General features: G+C 43.2%; 20 protein-coding genes. 14 read left to right on the top strand and 6 right to left on the bottom strand.

All coding sequences use genetic code 11. From position 1 onward, the window contains the following. The first annotated feature begins 3 nt into the window (after nt 1–3). The 12 genes from HMPREF0850_RS11735 (at nt 4) to HMPREF0850_RS0103470 (ending at nt 9,303) form a co-directional block, all read left to right on the top strand. On the top strand, nt 4–228 hold the full coding sequence (locus HMPREF0850_RS11735; protein WP_000257840.1) for an acyl carrier protein: 225 nt from the start codon (nt 4–6) through the stop codon (nt 226–228). A gap of 117 nt (nt 229–345) precedes the next feature. Continuing rightward, on the top strand, nt 346–1,320 hold the full coding sequence (gene fabK, locus HMPREF0850_RS11730; RefSeq protein WP_000857454.1) for an enoyl-[acyl-carrier-protein] reductase FabK: 975 nt from the start codon (nt 346–348) through the stop codon (nt 1,318–1,320). Beyond that, the gene (fabD, locus tag HMPREF0850_RS11725; RefSeq protein WP_000167633.1) at nt 1,313–2,233 is read left to right on the top strand and encodes an ACP S-malonyltransferase; all 921 of its coding nucleotides are present in this window, start codon (nt 1,313–1,315) and stop codon (nt 2,231–2,233) included. Before fabK ends, fabD begins: the two co-directional genes overlap by 8 nt. A 43-nt stretch (nt 2,234–2,276) precedes the next feature. After that, nucleotides 2,277–3,008 carry a 3-oxoacyl-[acyl-carrier-protein] reductase gene (fabG, locus tag HMPREF0850_RS11720; RefSeq protein WP_001176209.1) on the top strand — a complete coding sequence of 244 codons (732 nt, stop codon included), beginning with the start codon at nt 2,277–2,279 and terminating at the stop codon, nt 3,006–3,008. 28 nt (nt 3,009–3,036) lie between these two features. After that, nucleotides 3,037–4,272 (top strand): beta-ketoacyl-ACP synthase II, encoded by a 1,236-nt coding sequence (gene fabF, locus HMPREF0850_RS11715; RefSeq protein WP_000774049.1) that lies wholly within the window; start codon nt 3,037–3,039, stop codon nt 4,270–4,272. A 2-nt stretch (nt 4,273–4,274) separates the two neighbouring features. Next, nucleotides 4,275–4,757, top strand: coding sequence for an acetyl-CoA carboxylase biotin carboxyl carrier protein (accB, locus tag HMPREF0850_RS11710; protein WP_001052295.1), 483 nt, complete (start codon nt 4,275–4,277; stop codon nt 4,755–4,757). Further along, nucleotides 4,754–5,176 (top strand): 3-hydroxyacyl-ACP dehydratase FabZ, encoded by a 423-nt coding sequence (gene fabZ / locus HMPREF0850_RS11705; RefSeq protein ID WP_000565514.1) that lies wholly within the window; start codon nt 4,754–4,756, stop codon nt 5,174–5,176. Before accB ends, fabZ begins: the two co-directional genes overlap by 4 nt. 11 nt (nt 5,177–5,187) lie before the next feature. Next, complete coding sequence (gene accC, locus HMPREF0850_RS11700) at nt 5,188–6,555, top strand: acetyl-CoA carboxylase biotin carboxylase subunit (protein WP_000488662.1); 1,368 nt, start codon at nt 5,188–5,190, stop codon at nt 6,553–6,555. A 35-nt stretch (nt 6,556–6,590) separates the two neighbouring features. After that, complete coding sequence (gene accD, locus HMPREF0850_RS11695; RefSeq protein WP_001173366.1) at nt 6,591–7,457, top strand: acetyl-CoA carboxylase, carboxyltransferase subunit beta; 867 nt, start codon at nt 6,591–6,593, stop codon at nt 7,455–7,457. After that, nucleotides 7,454–8,221: an acetyl-CoA carboxylase carboxyl transferase subunit alpha gene (locus HMPREF0850_RS11690; RefSeq protein ID WP_001017382.1), complete on the top strand. Its 768-nt coding sequence runs from the start codon at nt 7,454–7,456 to the stop codon at nt 8,219–8,221. The genes accD and HMPREF0850_RS11690 overlap by 4 nt, the downstream gene beginning before the upstream one ends. 155 nt (nt 8,222–8,376) lie before the next feature. Continuing rightward, complete coding sequence (locus HMPREF0850_RS12995; RefSeq protein WP_000148135.1) at nt 8,377–8,559, top strand: hypothetical protein; 183 nt, start codon at nt 8,377–8,379, stop codon at nt 8,557–8,559. Between the two features lie 18 nt (nt 8,560–8,577). Then, entirely contained in the window at nt 8,578–9,303 is a 726-nt protein-coding gene (locus HMPREF0850_RS0103470) for a CPBP family intramembrane glutamic endopeptidase (protein WP_000732991.1), read from the top strand. Nucleotides 9,304–9,351: 48 nt separating this feature from the next. Here the strand turns inward: HMPREF0850_RS0103470 and nusB are convergent, their stop codons facing one another. The 6 genes from nusB to gatC form a co-directional block, all read right to left on the bottom strand. Then, nucleotides 9,352–9,774: a transcription antitermination factor NusB gene (gene nusB, locus HMPREF0850_RS11680; protein WP_000203644.1), complete on the bottom strand. Its 423-nt coding sequence runs from the start codon at nt 9,772–9,774 to the stop codon at nt 9,352–9,354. Next, the gene (locus tag HMPREF0850_RS11675; protein ID WP_000510581.1) at nt 9,767–10,156 is read right to left on the bottom strand and encodes an Asp23/Gls24 family envelope stress response protein; all 390 of its coding nucleotides are present in this window, start codon (nt 10,154–10,156) and stop codon (nt 9,767–9,769) included. Before HMPREF0850_RS11675 ends, nusB begins: the two co-directional genes overlap by 8 nt. A gap of 21 nt (nt 10,157–10,177) precedes the next feature. After that, entirely contained in the window at nt 10,178–10,738 is a 561-nt protein-coding gene (gene efp / locus HMPREF0850_RS11670) for an elongation factor P (RefSeq protein WP_000568641.1), read from the bottom strand. Nucleotides 10,739–10,866: 128 nt separating this feature from the next. After that, nucleotides 10,867–12,309 (bottom strand): Asp-tRNA(Asn)/Glu-tRNA(Gln) amidotransferase subunit GatB, encoded by a 1,443-nt coding sequence (gene gatB / locus HMPREF0850_RS11665; protein WP_001008634.1) that lies wholly within the window; start codon nt 12,307–12,309, stop codon nt 10,867–10,869. Beyond that, on the bottom strand, nt 12,309–13,775 hold the full coding sequence (gatA, locus tag HMPREF0850_RS11660; RefSeq protein WP_000143695.1) for an Asp-tRNA(Asn)/Glu-tRNA(Gln) amidotransferase subunit GatA: 1,467 nt from the start codon (nt 13,773–13,775) through the stop codon (nt 12,309–12,311). Before gatA ends, gatB begins: the two co-directional genes overlap by 1 nt. Beyond that, complete coding sequence (gene gatC / locus HMPREF0850_RS11655; RefSeq protein WP_000705437.1) at nt 13,775–14,077, bottom strand: Asp-tRNA(Asn)/Glu-tRNA(Gln) amidotransferase subunit GatC; 303 nt, start codon at nt 14,075–14,077, stop codon at nt 13,775–13,777. Before gatC ends, gatA begins: the two co-directional genes overlap by 1 nt. A 165-nt stretch (nt 14,078–14,242) precedes the next feature. Between gatC and HMPREF0850_RS11650 the strand changes: the two genes are divergently transcribed. Both HMPREF0850_RS11650 and HMPREF0850_RS11645 read left to right on the top strand, forming a co-directional pair. Then, nucleotides 14,243–14,935: a YwaF family protein gene (locus HMPREF0850_RS11650; protein WP_009014097.1), complete on the top strand. Its 693-nt coding sequence runs from the start codon at nt 14,243–14,245 to the stop codon at nt 14,933–14,935. A gap of 146 nt (nt 14,936–15,081) precedes the next feature. After that, nucleotides 15,082–16,626, top strand: coding sequence for a peptide chain release factor 3 (locus HMPREF0850_RS11645; RefSeq protein WP_000155098.1), 1,545 nt, complete (start codon nt 15,082–15,084; stop codon nt 16,624–16,626). Nucleotides 16,627–16,638: the final 12 nt, after the last annotated feature.

Here is a 16,638-nt window from a genome sequence, read left to right as displayed (position 1 = left end):
ATCATGGCAGTATTTGAAAAAGTACAAGAAATTATCGTTGAAGAACTTGGGAAAGATGCATCAGAAGTAACACTTGAATCTACTTTTGATGATTTGGATGCAGATTCATTGGACTTGTTCCAAGTAATCTCTGAAATCGAAGATGCTTTCGATATCCAAATCGAAGCAGAAGATAACTTGAAAACAGTTGGTGACTTGGTTGCCTACGTTGAAGAACAAACAAAATAATTAACATATTACTAGAAGGAGTAGGGGAAACCCACTCCCTCTTGTTTAGGTAATAGTTTGAAACTCAAATGATAAACTCATCGAACTATTACGTAAGCAAGGAATGATGGAGGCACTATGAAAACACGTATTACAGAATTATTGAACATTGATTACCCTATTTTTCAAGGAGGAATGGCTTGGGTTGCTGATGGTGACTTGGCTGGTGCAGTATCCAAAGCTGGTGGTCTAGGGATCATCGGTGGTGGAAATGCACCTAAAGAGGTCGTAAAGGCTAATATCGATAAAATCAAATCACTTACGGATAAACCTTTTGGTGTCAACATCATGCTCTTGTCACCTTTTGTAGAAGACATCGTTGATCTCGTGATTGAAGAAGGGGTTAAGGTGGTTACAACTGGTGCTGGAAATCCAAGTAAATACATGACTCGTTTCCATGATGCAGGAATTACAGTTATTCCTGTTGTTCCAAGTGTTGCTTTGGCAAAACGCATGGAAAAAATTGGTGCAGATGCAGTTATTGCAGAAGGAATGGAAGCCGGTGGACATATTGGAAAACTAACAACGATGACCTTGGTTCGCCAAGTTGCTGCGGCTGTCTCAATTCCAGTTATCGCTGCTGGAGGAATTGCAGACGGTGAGGGTGTCGCTGCAGGCTTTATGCTTGGTGCTGAGGCTGTTCAAGTCGGTACGCGTTTCGTAGTAGCTAAGGAATCTAACGCCCATCCAAACTACAAAGAAAAAATCTTAAAGGCGCGTGATATCGATACGACTATTTCAGCTCAGCATTTTGGTCATGCTGTTCGTGCCATTAAAAACCAGTTGACACGTGACTTTGAACAGGCTGAAAAAGATGCCTTTAGACAAGAAAATCCAGATTTAGAAATCTTTGAACAAATGGGAGCTGGTGCTCTTGCTAAAGCCGTTGTTCATGGAGATGTAGAAGGTGGATCTGTAATGGCAGGTCAGATTGCTGGTTTGGTCTCTAAAGAAGAAACCGTTGAAGAAATCCTAAAAGATTTATACTATGGCGCTGCCAAGAAAATTCAGGAAGAAGCCTCTCGTTGGGCAGGAGTTGTAAGAAATGACTAAAACAGCCTTTCTATTTGCGGGTCAAGGTGCTCAGTATCTAGGGATGGGACGAGACCTCTATGACCACTATCCTATCGTCAAGGAAACCATTGACCAAGCCAGTCAGGTTTTGGGTTATGACCTTCGTGACTTGATTGATAAGGAAGAAACCAAGTTAAACCAGACTCGCTATACGCAACCAGCCATTTTGGCAACTTCGGTTGCTATTTACCGTTTATTGAAAGAAAAGGGCTATCAGCCAGATATGGTAGCAGGTTTATCCCTTGGTGAATATTCTGCTTTAGTAGCTAGCGGAGCCTTGGACTTTAAAGAGGCAGTTGCCCTGGTTGCCAAACGTGGAGCTTATATGGAAGAGGCGGCGCCAGCTGGTTCTGGTAAAATGGTAGCCGTCCTTAATACTCCAGTTGAAGTGATTGAGGAAGCTTGTGAAACAGCCTCTAAAGTTGGAGTAGTGACTCCAGCTAACTACAACACCCCAAGCCAAATCGTTATCGGTGGTGAGGTGGCTGCGGTTGACCGCGCAGTTGAACTCTTGCAGGAAGCAGGAGCAAAACGATTGATTCCTTTAAATGTATCTGGTCCTTTCCATACAGCCCTTCTTGAGCCAGCCAGTCAGCAATTAGCTGGAGCTCTTGAGGGAGTGAGTTTCTCTGACTTTACTTGCCCTCTAGTCGGCAATACGGAAGCTACTGTTATGGAAAAAGATCGAATCCAAGAGCTCTTGACGCGTCAGGTCAAAGAACCTGTTCGTTTTTATGAGAGTATCGCAGTGATGCAGAATGCTGGCGTGACCAATTTTATTGAAATTGGTCCTGGGAAAGTCCTATCAGGCTTTGTCAAAAAAATCGATAAAACAGCTAAGCTAGCTAACGTTGAAGACCAAGCAAGTTTGGATGCTTTGCTGGGAAACTAGTAATCCCTTCTCCCACAAATACAACAGGAAACAGGAGAACAGAATGCAACTAAAAAATAAAAATGTCTTTGTAACAGGTTCAAGTCGTGGTATCGGACTTGCCATTGCTCACAAATTTGCCCAACTAGGCGCTAATGTAGTTTTGAATAGTCGAGGAGCAATCTCAGAAGAATTGCTGGCTGAGTTTTCAAACTACGGCGTCAAAGTAGTACCGATATCAGGTGATGTTTCAGACTTTGCAGATGCCAAGCGTATGGTAGATCAAGCGATTGCGGAACTCGGTTCTGTCGATGTCTTGGTCAACAATGCTGGGATCACTCAAGATACGCTTATGCTCAAGATGACCGAAGAAGACTTTGAAAAAGTGATTAAAATCAACTTGACAGGTACCTTCAACATGACGCAAGCAGTCTTGAAACAGATGATCAAGGCACGTGAAGGTGCGATTATCAACATGTCGAGTGTGGTCGGTTTGATGGGAAATATCGGACAAGCCAACTATGCAGCTTCTAAAGCAGGTTTGATTGGTTTTACCAAGTCAGTTGCACGTGAAGTTGCCAATCGCAACGTACGCGTAAATGCTCTTGCACCAGGGATGATCGAGTCAGATATGACTGCTGTTTTGTCTGATAAGGTCAAGGAAGCGACATTGGCCCAAATCCCAATGAAACATTTCGGTCAAGCAGAACATATCGCAGATGCTACAGTGTTCCTGGCTGGACAGGATTATTTGACTGGACAAGTTCTCGCTGTTGATGGCGGACTTAGCATGTAAAAAATAAGGAAAGATATAGGTAAGACAGATGAAACTAAATCGAGTTGTAGTAACAGGTTACGGATTGACCTCTCCTATCGGAAATACTCCAGAAGAATTTTGGAACAGTTTGCAAACTGGGAAGATTGGAATTGGAGAAATCACTAAGTTTGACCACAGCGAATTTGCTGTGCACAATGCGGCAGAAGTTCAAGATTTCCCATTTGATAAATACTTTGTCAAAAAAGATACCAACCGTTTTGACAACTATTCTTTGTATGCCTTGTATGCAGCTCAAGAAGCGGTGACAAATGCAAATCTTGATGTAGAAGCAATCGATAAAGATCGCTTTGGTGTCATCGTTGCTTCTGGTATTGGGGGAATTAAAGAAATCGAAGATCAGGTTATCCGTCTTCATGAAAAAGGTCCAAAACGCGTTAAACCAATGACACTTCCAAAAGCCTTGCCAAATATGGCTTCAGGAAATGTTGCTATGCGTTTCGGAGCAAACGGTATCTGTAAATCAATCAATACAGCCTGCGCCTCATCAAATGATGCCATCGGAGATGCCTTCCGTTCAATCAAGTTTGGTTTCCAAGATGTCATGCTAGTTGGGGGATCAGAATCATCAATCACTCCTTTTGCCATTGCTGGATTCCAAGCTTTGACAGCTCTATCAACTACAGAAGATCCAGCTCGTGCTTCTATTCCATTTGACAAGGATCGTAACGGTTTTGTCATGGGAGAAGGTTCTGGAATGCTGGTTCTCGAGAGTCTTGAACACGCTGAAAAACGTGGCGCAACTATCTTGGCTGAAGTAGTTGGCTACGGTAATACCTGTGATGCTTACCATATGACTTCACCTCATCCAGAAGGTCAAGGTGCGATTAAGGCTATGAAGTTGGCTTTGGAAGAAGCAGAAATTTCTCCAGAGCAAGTAGCATATGTCAATGCCCACGGAACTTCAACTCCTGCTAATGAAAAAGGAGAAAGTGGTGCTATCGTAGCTGTTTTTGGTAAAGAAGTACCAGTATCTTCAACCAAGTCCTTTACAGGACACTTGCTTGGAGCTGCAGGAGCGGTAGAAGCAATCGCTACAATCGAAGCCATGCGTCATAACTTTGTACCAATGACAGCTGGAACAAGCGAGTTGTCAGACTATATCGAAGCGAATGTCGTTTATGGACAAGGCTTGGAGCAAGAAATTCCTTATGCCATTTCAAATACTTTTGGATTTGGTGGACACAACGCGGTTCTTGCTTTCAAACGTTGGGAGAATAAATAATTATGAATTTAAATGAGATCAAGGACTTGATGGCTCAATTCGACCAGTCAAGTTTGAGAGAATTTTCTTATAAAAACGGACGGGACGAATTGCAGTTCAGCAAGAATGAAGCAAGAATGGTTTCTGAAGCACCAGCTCCAGTTCCTTCAGCGCCTGCCGCAGTGGTTGCTAGTCCAGCAGTTTCAGTCCCTTCGACTCCAGTAGAGAGTCCAGTAGAAGAAGCACCAGCTGGAACGACGGTTGCTCCAGAGGGAGATGTTGTTGAAAGCCCACTTGTTGGGGTTGCTTACTTGGCTGCTGGACCAGATAAACCTGCCTTTGTGACGGTTGGTGACAGTGTCAAGAAAGGCCAGACTTTGGTAATCATCGAAGCCATGAAAGTCATGAATGAAATTCCAGCACCTAAGGATGGCGTGGTAACAGAAATTCTCGTTTCAAATGAAGAAATGGTTGAGTTTGGTAAAGGATTGGTACGTATCAAATGATCGATATTCAAGGAATTAAAGAAGCTCTACCCCATCGCTACCCTATGCTCCTAGTGGATCGTGTCTTGGAAGTGAGCGAAGATACTATTGTTGCTATTAAAAATGTCACCATCAACGAACCTTTCTTCAATGGTCATTTTCCTCAATACCCAGTTATGCCAGGTGTTCTTATTATGGAAGCCTTGGCACAGACTGCGGGTGTTTTGGAATTGTCCAAACCTGAAAACAAAGGAAAGCTGGTCTTTTACGCTGGCATGGACAAGGTCAAGTTTAAGAAGCAAGTTGTACCAGGTGATCAATTAGTCATGACGGCTACCTTTGTGAAACGTCGTGGTACGATTGCCGTGGTTGAAGCAAAGGCTGAAGTGGATGGCAAGCTTGCAGCGAGTGGTATTCTTACCTTTGCAATTGGAAACTAAGGAGGTTCTCCATGTTTCGTAAAATTTTAATTGCCAATCGTGGTGAGATTGCGGTTCGCATTATCCGAGCTGCGCGTGAATTGGGGATTGCGACCGTAGCAGTTTATTCAACTGCTGATAAGGAAGCTCTTCACACACTCCTAGCGGATGAAGCTATCTGTATCGGACCTGGTAAGGCGACAGAATCTTATCTCAATATCAACGCGATTTTATCGGCTGCAGTCTTGACGGAGGCAGAAGCCATCCACCCAGGTTTTGGATTTCTTAGTGAGAATTCCAAGTTTGCCACTATGTGTGACGAAGTGGGAATTAAGTTCATCGGTCCTTCTGGGGCTGTGATGGATACCATGGGTGATAAGATCAATGCGCGTGAACAAATGATCAAGGCTGGGGTTCCTGTTATCCCAGGATCTGATGGAGAAGTTCACACGGCTGAAGAGGCCCTTGCAGTTGCAGAAAAGATTGGCTACCCAGTCATGCTAAAGGCATCGGCAGGTGGTGGTGGAAAAGGGATTCGTAAGGTTGAAAAGGCAGAAGACTTGGTCGCAGCCTTTGAGACAGCATCCAGTGAAGCCAAGGCCAATTTTGGGAATGGCGCTATGTACCTTGAGCGTGTGATTTATCCAGCTCGCCACATAGAGGTCCAAATCCTTGCTGACCAAGAGGGACACGTCATCCACCTAGGAGAACGGGATTGTTCTCTTCAGCGAAATAACCAAAAGGTCTTAGAAGAAAGCCCGTCCATCGCGATTGGAAAAACCCTTCGTAATGAAATTGGTTCTGCGGCCGTTCGTGCAGCGGAGTCTGTTGGATATGAAAATGCAGGGACTATTGAATTTCTGCTCGATGAAGCCAGTGGCAATTTCTACTTCATGGAAATGAATACTCGAGTGCAAGTTGAACACCCAGTCACAGAGTTTGTTTCAGGTGTGGATATCGTCAAGGAGCAGATTCGTATTGCGGCTGGGCAACAGTTGTCTGTCAAGCAAGAAGATATTGTCCTACGTGGTCATGCTATCGAGTGTCGGATCAATGCGGAAAATCCAGCATTTAACTTTGCCCCAAGTCCAGGGAAAATTACCAATCTCTATCTACCAAGTGGTGGAGTTGGCTTGCGCGTGGACTCAGCAGTTTATCCAGGCTATACCATTCCTCCTTACTATGATAGTATGATTGCCAAAATTATTGTTCATGGGGAGAATCGTTTTGACGCTCTTATGAAGATGCAACGAGCACTTTATGAGCTCGAGATTGAAGGAGTACAAACCAATGCAGATTTTCAATTGGATCTGATTTCAGACCGTCGTGTTATTGCTGGTGACTACGATACTTCCTTCTTGATGGAAACTTTCTTGCCAAAATACCAAGAAAAAGAATAGACTTTCAAAGAGTATGAGAACTAAAAGGGGGAGTTATGGCTCTATTTAGTAAAAAGGATAAGTATATTCGGATCAATCCTAATCGTTCCGTAAGGCAGGCACCACAAGCCAAACCAGAGGTGCCTGATGAACTCTTCTCCAAGTGTCCTGGATGTAAACACACAATTTATCAAAAGGACCTTGGCAGTGAGCGCATTTGTCCCCATTGTAGCTATACTTTCCGTATTTCAGCTCAGGAACGCTTGGATTTGACGATTGATTCTGATAGCTTTGTAGAGATGTTTACAGGTATTGAGACTCAAGATTCCTTGAACTTTCCTGGTTACCAGAAAAAACTGGCTAGCATGCGTGAAAAAACAGGACTGGATGAAGCTGTCCTAACTGGTACAGCTAGCATTAAGGGGCAAAAAGTTGCCCTTGGGATCATGGATTCCAACTTTATCATGGCGTCGATGGGAACCGTTGTAGGTGAAAAAATCACGCGCTTGTTTGAATATGCGACAGTTGAAAAGTTGCCAGTTGTACTTTTTACGGCTTCTGGCGGTGCCCGTATGCAAGAAGGAATCATGAGCTTGATGCAGATGGCTAAAATTTCTGCAGCAGTTCAACGTCATTCCAAGGCAGGACTTTTTTACCTAACTATTTTAACCGATCCGACAACAGGTGGAGTGACCGCTTCTTTTGCTATGGAAGGTGATATTATCCTAGCGGAACCCCAGAGTTTGGTTGGTTTTGCTGGGCGTCGTGTTATCGAAAATACAGTTCGTGAGACCTTGCCGGATGACTTCCAAAAGGCAGAATTTCTGCTTGAACATGGATTTGTTGATGCAATTGTCAAACGGAGAGAATTGCCTGAAACAATTGCTAAATTAGTAAGATTGCATGGAGGAAGTCGCGGATGAATATTGCAAAAATAGTCAGAGAGGCACGCGAGCAGAGTCGCTTGACAGCCCTTGATTTTGCCAATGGAATCTTCGATGAATTTATCGAATTGCATGGAGATCGCTCTTTCCGAGACGATGGTGCGGTCATTGGTGGAATTGGCTGGTTAGGTGAACAAGCAGTAACTGTCGTTGGTATCCAAAAGGGGAAAAGTCTTCATGATAACCTCAAACGGAATTTTGGGCAGCCTCATCCAGAAGGCTATCGCAAGGCTCTTCGCCTGATGAAACAGGCAGAAAAGTTTGGTCGTCCAGTTGTGACCTTTATCAATACGGCGGGTGCTTACCCAGGTGTTGGAGCAGAGGAACGTGGACAAGGTGAAGCAATCGCCCGAAACCTGATGGAAATGAGTGACCTCAAGGTTCCAATCATCGCGATTATTATCGGTGAAGGTGGATCTGGCGGGGCCCTAGCTCTAGCAGTAGCTAACCGTGTCTGGATGTTAGAAAACTCAATCTACGCCGTACTTAGCCCTGAAGGATTTGCCTCTATCCTTTGGAAGGATGGAAGTCGTGCTATGGAAGCAGCGGAATTGATGAAAATCACTTCGCATGAACTTCTAGAAATGGGAATCGTAGACAAGGTAATCTCAGAAGCAGGCCTCTCCAGTAAAGAGCTACAAGCTCGTGTTAAAAATGAATTGCGTGCAGAACTAGATAGGTTGCAAGAACTACCACTTGACCAACTTATTGAAGAACGTTACCAACGCTTTAGAAAATACTAAGAACGACTAAATGAGACTAGAAAGGTCTCATTTTTTTATAGAAAATGCCATTCAGGTTGAAAAATTGATAGTTGAGGAGAAGACTAATAAAATAGATAAAAAAGAAGTATACTGTAGAGGTGAGCCTACAACAATATTTTAAGAAGGTTCTTGCAATGACAGGTACAGAAACATTTATAGTTCTTTCATCTGAAGACTTAGATCAAGTTCCAGGTGGTGGCATGATTTGGTTGGTTGATGATAGACATTGGGATTCGCCATATGCATATAGTTTAGCGACAGAATGGAGTACAATACTGACTCATGCGACTAGACGTGCTTATGGTATTGGCTATTAATAAATTAAAGGTGTAAGTATGAAAAAACTAGGGCATTTGGGAGTCTTTATCTTACTGGTATTTCTATCGGTTTATCTACCAGAGTTAGGGATTATGCATCTAACTAAGTTTTTAGGATGGGGGATAGATGGCTATTCTATCTTTTTAACAGTTGAAGTAATAGCTCTTTTGCTAATATTTATCTACTGGCTCAAAAAGAAAGAGATGCTCTATATTTTTGAAAAAAAGGGTTCAAAGAAGTCAAGATTCTTTTACCTTGTATTTGGTCTAGTGGCTACTTATTTTGATCGTCAATTGGTAGATGCTTTTCAGTTACAGTTTCATCATCTAATTGATAACAAGTATATCTTTCAAGATCTTCTTTCGATTCTATACTCCAATGGGCAACCAACTTTTCTATCAACTGTTCTCAGTTTTAGTTTAACAGTAGTCATCGGACCTATATTAGAGGAACTGATTCATAGAGGGTACTTTATGAATACCTTTTTCCCCCAGTCCAAGTACTATCTGGATGTTATCCTATCTGCTCTTATCTTTGGACTTAGTCATTTAATCCTAACTCACCGAGATCCTATCAGTTTGATTATTTATAGTTTAGGCGGTCTCTTCTATGCCCTTGTCTACCGTTGGACAAAGAACCTAAAAATTACCATCCTGTGCCATAGTTTTTTCAACTTTCTCATTTATGCAAAACCCATCTGGATTTTTGTTTATAATTATGTCTATTATCATTTTTTTAGATAGTGAAGGCAAAGAAAAAAGTGTTTGATATTTGTCAAACACTTTTTCTGTTTACTGTTCTTCTGTTACAAACTGGCTGAGCAGTCCATTGATAAAACGGGCAGACTTTTGATCTGAGAAGTCCTTTGCAAGCTCGATAGCCTCATTAACAGCAACCAGCTGAGGGGTGTCAAATGAAGTGATTTCAAAGACTCCCAAGCGAAGGAGGTTTCTCTCCACGAGTGTTAAACGCTCGATGGTCCATCCTGCTTTTAAATGCTGTGTGATTTGCTTGTCTAGTTCTTCCTTTTTAGCTTGAACACCAGAAACTAGCTCTGTCAAAAAGGCTGGAAGTTGCACATCAGTATCTTCACGATCATGAGTATAGGCGAAACGACAAGCAGTTTCGACATCCGTGCCGAACTCAAGACTCATGAGAGCTTGAAAAGCGCATTTACGGAGCTCACGTCTAGATTCTAATAGTGGACTAGTCATTGAGGAAGTCCTCGTCAAATAGATCTTTCAATTCTGGTTTTGGTGTTTTATCTGCAACGATACCAGCAACGTGGATATTGATAGCAGTTAGTTCTACATCAGCCATGTTGCGGACAGCATCTTTGACAGCTTTTTGGATAGCAACAGCTACCTTAGGAACTTTTACTCCGTACTCAAGGTAGAGATAGATATCAGCTGTTAGTTCTTCGTCCACGTTTTTAAGATAAACGCCGCGACCGAGAGAAAGTTTTGAAAGGGTGTCAGATACTGATTTGTTTGAAAAAGAGTGGACACCGTCAACTTTAGCTGTTGCGATGGCAATGATTTTTTCAAGTACACGTGGGGCGATAACGATTTCGCCAAGTTGTTCTTCAATTCCCATAGAATGACCTCTTTCTAGAGATTAGGCACGAGAAACGTAAGTTCCTTCAGCAGTGTTGATGACGAGTTTTTGTCCTGCTTCGATGAAGTCTGGAACGTTTACAACAAGACCTGTTTCAAGAGTTGCTGGTTTACCAGAACCTGTAACAGTAGCACCTTTGATAGATGGTTGAGTTTCTGCAACTGTCAATTCAACAGTAGTTGGTACTGTCACACCGATCACTTCAGTTCCGTAGAATTGGATCTTCACTTCTGAGTTTTCAAGGATGTAAAGCAACTCGTTTTCGACATTGACTACAGGAATTTCGTATTGGTCGTATGTTTCTGTATTCATGAAGTAAGCTGTGTCATCCATTTTGTACAAGTATTGAGCTGGAACAGTCTCGATGATGGCTTGTTCAAATTTTTCCTCTGGACGGTAGCTTGTGTCAAATGTAGAACCAGTACGGACATCGCGCAATTTCATACGCATGATGGTGTTTCCTTTACCTGGTTTGTGGTGGCTAGCTTCCAAAACGCGGATCAATTTTCCGTCAGCTGTTTCAAAGGTCATACCAGCCTTTAATTTACTTGCTTCAATCATGTTTTTACCTCTTTAATAAATATTATTACTCTTCATTTTACCATAAAATATTCTGGAAATAAAGCCAAAATAGTTATTGGGAGTTGGTAGATAAGAAAAAACCAACCTTAGGGCTGGTTTTTTTCTGTCTAGTTTTCTTTCAACTTAGCCAATTCTTGGGCGAGTAGTTTAAGGGCAACTTGTGGGTTGGCTTGTCCTTTGGTTGCTTTCATAAGGAATCCTGTGAAGGCCTTGTCTGCGTTGCGTTTTCCTGACTTGAAGTCGGCAACAGCAGCTTCGTTATCGGCAAAGACTTGGTGGATGATTGGAATCAAGATATATGGATCTGAGATTTGAACCATTCCGGCTTTTTCGACGTATTCACGCGCTCCACCACCATTTTTAGCCAGATGGACAAAGACTTTTTTGGCAATCTTAGATGAGATAGTGCCGTCTTCGATGATGGCAATCATTTCAACCAAGTTTTCTGGTGTCAACTCGATTTGTTCCAGAGTTTTTCCTTCAGCGTTCAAGAATTGAGCGACTTCGCCTTGGAGCCAGTTTGAGACTTGCTTCGCATCGCCACCAAGGGCGACAGCTTTTTCAAAGAAGTCAGAAGTGACTTTGTTTGCTGTCAACTGGCTAGCATCGTAGTCTGACAAGCCAAGGTCAGCAACGTAGCGCGCACGGCGTTCTTTTGGAAATTCTGGCAATTCTGTACGCATTTCTTCGATCCACTCATCTGAGATTTCAAAGAGGGGTAGGTCTGGTTCTGGGAAGTAGCGGTAGTCTGCAGCACCTTCCTTAACACGCATGAGGATGGTTGCTTTGTTGGCTTCATCGTAACGGCGTGTTTCTTGGCGGATTTGACCGCCTGAGCGAAGGATTTCAGCTTGACGTTGGACTTCGTATTCAAGACCCTTGCGAACATTTGAGAAGGAGTTGAGGTTCTTCAACTCAGTCTTGGTACCGAATTTCTCTTGACCATAAGGACGAAGAGAGATGTTGGCATCCACGCGCATAGAACCTTCTTCCATCTTAACGTCAGAAATGCCAGCGTACTGGATGACTTCCTTGAGGGCTGTCAGATAAGCGTAGGCTTCTTCAGGAGAACGCATGTCAGCTTCAGATACAATTTCAATCAATGGCACCCCTTGGCGGTTGAGGTCTACATAAGAGTAGCCATCTGTACCATGGGTGTTTTTACCAGCGTCTTCTTCTAGGTGAGCACGTTCGATACCGATTTTCTTGGTCGTACCGTCTTCTAGCTCCACTTCAATCCAACCATTATAACCGATAGGTTCATCAAACTGAGAAATTTGGTAGGCTTTGGGATTGTCAGGATAGAAGTAGTTCTTGCGGTCAAAGTGCATGTGCTTGTGGATGTCCATGTTGAGGGCAAGAGCTGCCTTGATACCGGCATCGACAACACCCTTATTGAGAACTGGCAGAACTCCTGGGAAGGACCAGTCAATCACGTTGGTGTTGGCATTTTGGTCATTTCCAAAGTGGGCAGAAGTAGGTGAGAAGATTTTTGAATTGGTGTTGAGCTCTACGTGGACTTCAAGTCCAATGACTGTTTCAAAGTTCATTAGTTATCACCTCCAAAAATCACAGGTTGTTGTTTGTGGTAGTCTGTTGTTGCTTCAAAGGCAGCAGCAGCTTGGTAAATGGTCTCCTCAGAGTATTTAGGACCAATCAATTGCAGACCGACTGAGAGACCTTGAGAAAATCCAGCAGGAATTGAAATTCCTGGGAGACCTGCTAAGTTGACTGGGATGGTCAAAAGGTCAGCCAAGTACATGGCAACGGGGTCATGGTTGAGGGAATCCAAGTCATAGGCAACGCTTGGTGCAGTTGGTCCCAAAATCAAGTCGTAATCCGCAAAGACGTTTTCGAAATCTTGGATGATGAGGGTACGGACCTGACCAGCCTTCTTGTAATAGGCATCATAGTAACCTGATGAAAGGCTGAAAGTACCTAGCATGATACGGCGTTTCACTTCTTCACCGAAACCTTGGCTACGGCTGTTTACATAGATTTCATCAAGATTAGTCGCATCCTCTGCGCGGTAGCCGTAACGGATACCGTCAAAGCGTTGCAAGTTTGAGGAAGCTTCAGATGAAGCGATAATATAGTAAACGGCAACACCGTATTTAGAGTGAGGAAGGCTGACTTCTTCGACGATGGCACCAAGTTTTTCAAAGTGTTTAGCGGCATTCAGAATGGTTTCCTTAACCTCTGGGTCAATCCCTTCACCAAGGTATTCCTTAGGCAAAGCAATTTTCATTCCCTTGATGTCTTGACCAATTTTTGAAGTAAAGTCAGCAATGCGGACAGGAGCAGAAGTAGAGTCTTTAGCATCTTCGCTGGCAATCGCATTGAGCAAGAGGGCATTTTCTTTAACAGTTGGTGCAAAAGGTCCAATCTGGTCTAATGAGCTACCGAAGGCAATGAGACCGAAACGAGAAACCGTTCCGTAGGTTGGTTTGAGACCAACAATCCCGTTGAAGGCGGCAGGTTGGCGGATGGAACCACCAGTATCAGAACCAAGTGACAATCGGACTTGCCCAGAAGCTACAGCTGCGGCAGAACCGCTTGATGAACCACCAGGAACCTTGCTGTGGTCCCAAGCATTTTTAGTGGCACCGTAGTAAGAAGTTTCACCTGATCCACCCATGGCAAACTCGTCCATGTTGGTTTTTCCGACAACAATCATGCCCTTAGATTTTGCATTAGCAACGGCTGTCGCATCAAAGATTGGCTCGTAGTTGTAGAGCATTTTTGAGGCAGCAGTTGTGAGGATGCCGTCAGTAGAAATATTATCCTTAACAGCCAGTGGAATTCCTGAAAGGACATTATCCGCGTCAATTCCAGCTTCATCAATGGCTTTAGCTTGAGCAAGGGCTTGTTCTTCAGCGATAGTGACAAAAGCATTGATAGCTTTCTCGCGAGACTTGATATCTTCAAGCGTGGCTTGGGTCAATTCAGTTGCTGAAATTTCCTTAGAGATAAGGAGGTTGTGCAAGTCTTCAATCGTTTTGTTATTAAAAGTCATTAGGCATCTCCTCCATCATCTAGGATAGCTGGTACCTTAATATAGTAGTTTTCTTTTTCAGGTACGTTTTTAAACAAGCGGTCACGGTCAGTTCCTTCTTCGGCCACATCGGGACGGAGTACGGTCTTGCGGTCAGCCATCGTTGTAGTAGGTGCGATACCAGTTGTGTCGACTTCGCCCAGCAACTCAACCATGTCAACAATTTTAGACAAGGTAGTCGCAAAGGCAGCAGTTTCTTCTTCAGAGAATGTTAATTTTGAAAGATTGGCAACGTGTGTTACCTCTTCTTGCGTAATCTTCATCTTGCATCCTTTCGTGAAATGATGATTTTTAGTCTGTTCTATTTTACCATATTTTCCTATAAATAAGGGAGCCAAACTGAAAAGAAATAGAAATTGAAAAATCGTTTTTAATTCGCTATAATGGTTGAACTAGAGAATAGAGAAAATAAGAGTTAGGATAGAAATATGTTCCATCAATTTATCACCAGAACTCAGACGGTCCCTCCTCCCATTTCGCTTTTTTGGTATGGGGTTATGATGCTTGTCTTAGTGCTTTGTATTTATGGGGCACTTGCTTATCACAAAAATCCCAAATTTGTCCTCTTGTTTAAGGGGATTCAAATCCTCCAGTTGCTAGCTCTTTATAGTTGGTATGTTGGTTTTGGGATTCCCTTTTCTAATAGCCTTCCATTTTACCATTGCCGTTTGGCTATGTTCGCGGTGGTTTTCTTGCCAGATAAATGGTGGAGCAAGCAGTATTTTGCCCTCTTAGGAGCAAGTGGAGCGGTCTTTGCACTGGTTTACCCCGTTTTTGACCCCTATGATTTCCCCCATATCACTAGCTTTTCATTTTTGATTGGACACTATGCTCTTTTGGTGAACTCCTTGGTCTACTTGATGAATCACTATGACAAGAGCCTACTCAAGAAATATATGATCGTAGCCTATACCTTTATCCTCAATCTCTTTCTAGTTGGGGTTAATCAGGTGACGGGTGGAAATTATGGTCTCTTAAGAGATACACCATTTATCTCGAATGCACCTCTATGGATAAAGTACCTCCTTGTGTCGGTTATTCTTTCTCTTGCCTTGCTTCTCTTTGATATCTTGTTCAAGAAACGGTGGAAAAAGAGAAATCAGGTGAAATCTGTGCTCTAGCTTGACTTTTTCATCAGACGAGCAATTGAAAAACTCCCTGAAATTCGCTATAATAGGTAAGTTGAAAGGATTGGAATATTCCGATGTAAAAATATAAAATTAAATATAGCATTCACTATTATCCTAAAAGAAAAGAAAGAGAAGATATGACTATTCAAGAAGAAATTAAGAAACGCCGTACCTTTGCCATCATCTCCCACCCGGACGCGGGGAAAACAACCATCACTGAGCAGTTGCTCTACTTTGGGGGCGAGATTCGTGAGGCTGGTACTGTAAAAGGGAAGAAAACAGGGACTTTTGCCAAGTCGGACTGGATGGATATTGAGAAACAACGTGGGATTTCGGTCACTTCATCTGTGATGCAATTTGACTACGACGGTAAACGCGTGAACATCCTAGACACACCAGGGCACGAGGACTTCTCAGAAGATACCTATCGTACCTTGATGGCGGTGGATGCTGCGGTTATGGTCGTGGATTCTGCCAAGGGTATTGAGGCCCAAACCAAGAAATTGTTTGAGGTTGTCAAGCACCGTGGTATTCCAGTCTTTACCTTTATGAACAAGTTGGACCGTGATGGTCGTGAGCCACTGGACCTCTTGCAAGAACTAGAAGAAGTTCTAGGTATTGCGAGTTATCCGATGAACTGGCCAATCGGTATGGGGAAAGCCTTTGAGGGTCTCTATGACCTCTATAACCAACGCTTGGAACTCTATAAAGGGGATGAGCGTTTTGCTAGTCTGGAAGATGGTGATAAACTCTTTGCGAGCAATCCTTTCTATGAGCAAGTCAAGGATGACATTGAGCTCCTGAATGAAGCAGGAAATGAATTCTCAGAGGAAGCCATTCTTGCAGGTGATTTGACTCCGGTATTCTTTGGTTCAGCCCTCACTAACTTTGGTGTGCAGACCTTCCTTGAGACTTTTCTCAAGTTTGCTCCAGAACCTCATGGACACAAGAAAATAGATGGTGAAATGGTGGATCCTTATGACAAGGATTTCTCAGGATTTGTCTTTAAAATCCAAGCCAACATGGATCCTCGTCACCGTGACCGCATTGCCTTTGTCCGTATCGTTTCGGGTGAATTTGAACGTGGGATGAGTGTCAATCTGCCTCGTACTGGTAAGGGTGCTAAACTGTCTAATGTTACCCAGTTTATGGCGGAAAGTCGTGAGAATGTGACCAATGCTGTGGCTGGAGATATCATAGGGGTTTACGACACAGGTACTTATCAGGTTGGAGATACGCTAACTGTTGGGAAAAACAAGTTTGAGTTTGAACCCTTGCCAACCTTTACTCCTGAGATTTTCATGAAGGTTTCTCCTAAGAATGTCATGAAGCAAAAATCATTCCACAAGGGCATGGAGCAGTTGGTACAAGAAGGAGCCGTCCAGCTTTATAAGAATTACCAAACAGGCGAGTACATGCTAGGCGCTGTCGGCCAACTCCAGTTTGAAGTCTTCAAGCACCGAATGGAAGGCGAGTATAATGCAGAAGTTGTCATGACTCCAATGGGTAAAAAGACAGTCCGTTGGATCAAGCCAGAAGACTTGGATGAACGCATGTCTTCTAGCCGCAATATCTTGGCCAAAGACCGCTTTGACCAACCTGTCTTCCTCTTCGAAAATGACTTTGCCCTCCGCTGGTTTGCAGACAAGTATCCGGATGTAGAGTTAGAGGAAAAGATGTGATCTTTGGAGAAT

It is taken from the genome of Streptococcus sp. M143 (assembly GCF_000162495.1).
Lineage (GTDB): Bacteria > Bacillota > Bacilli > Lactobacillales > Streptococcaceae > Streptococcus > Streptococcus dentisani.
Note: the sequence above shows the minus strand (reverse complement) of the source record. Positions and strands in the feature narration are given on the sequence as shown.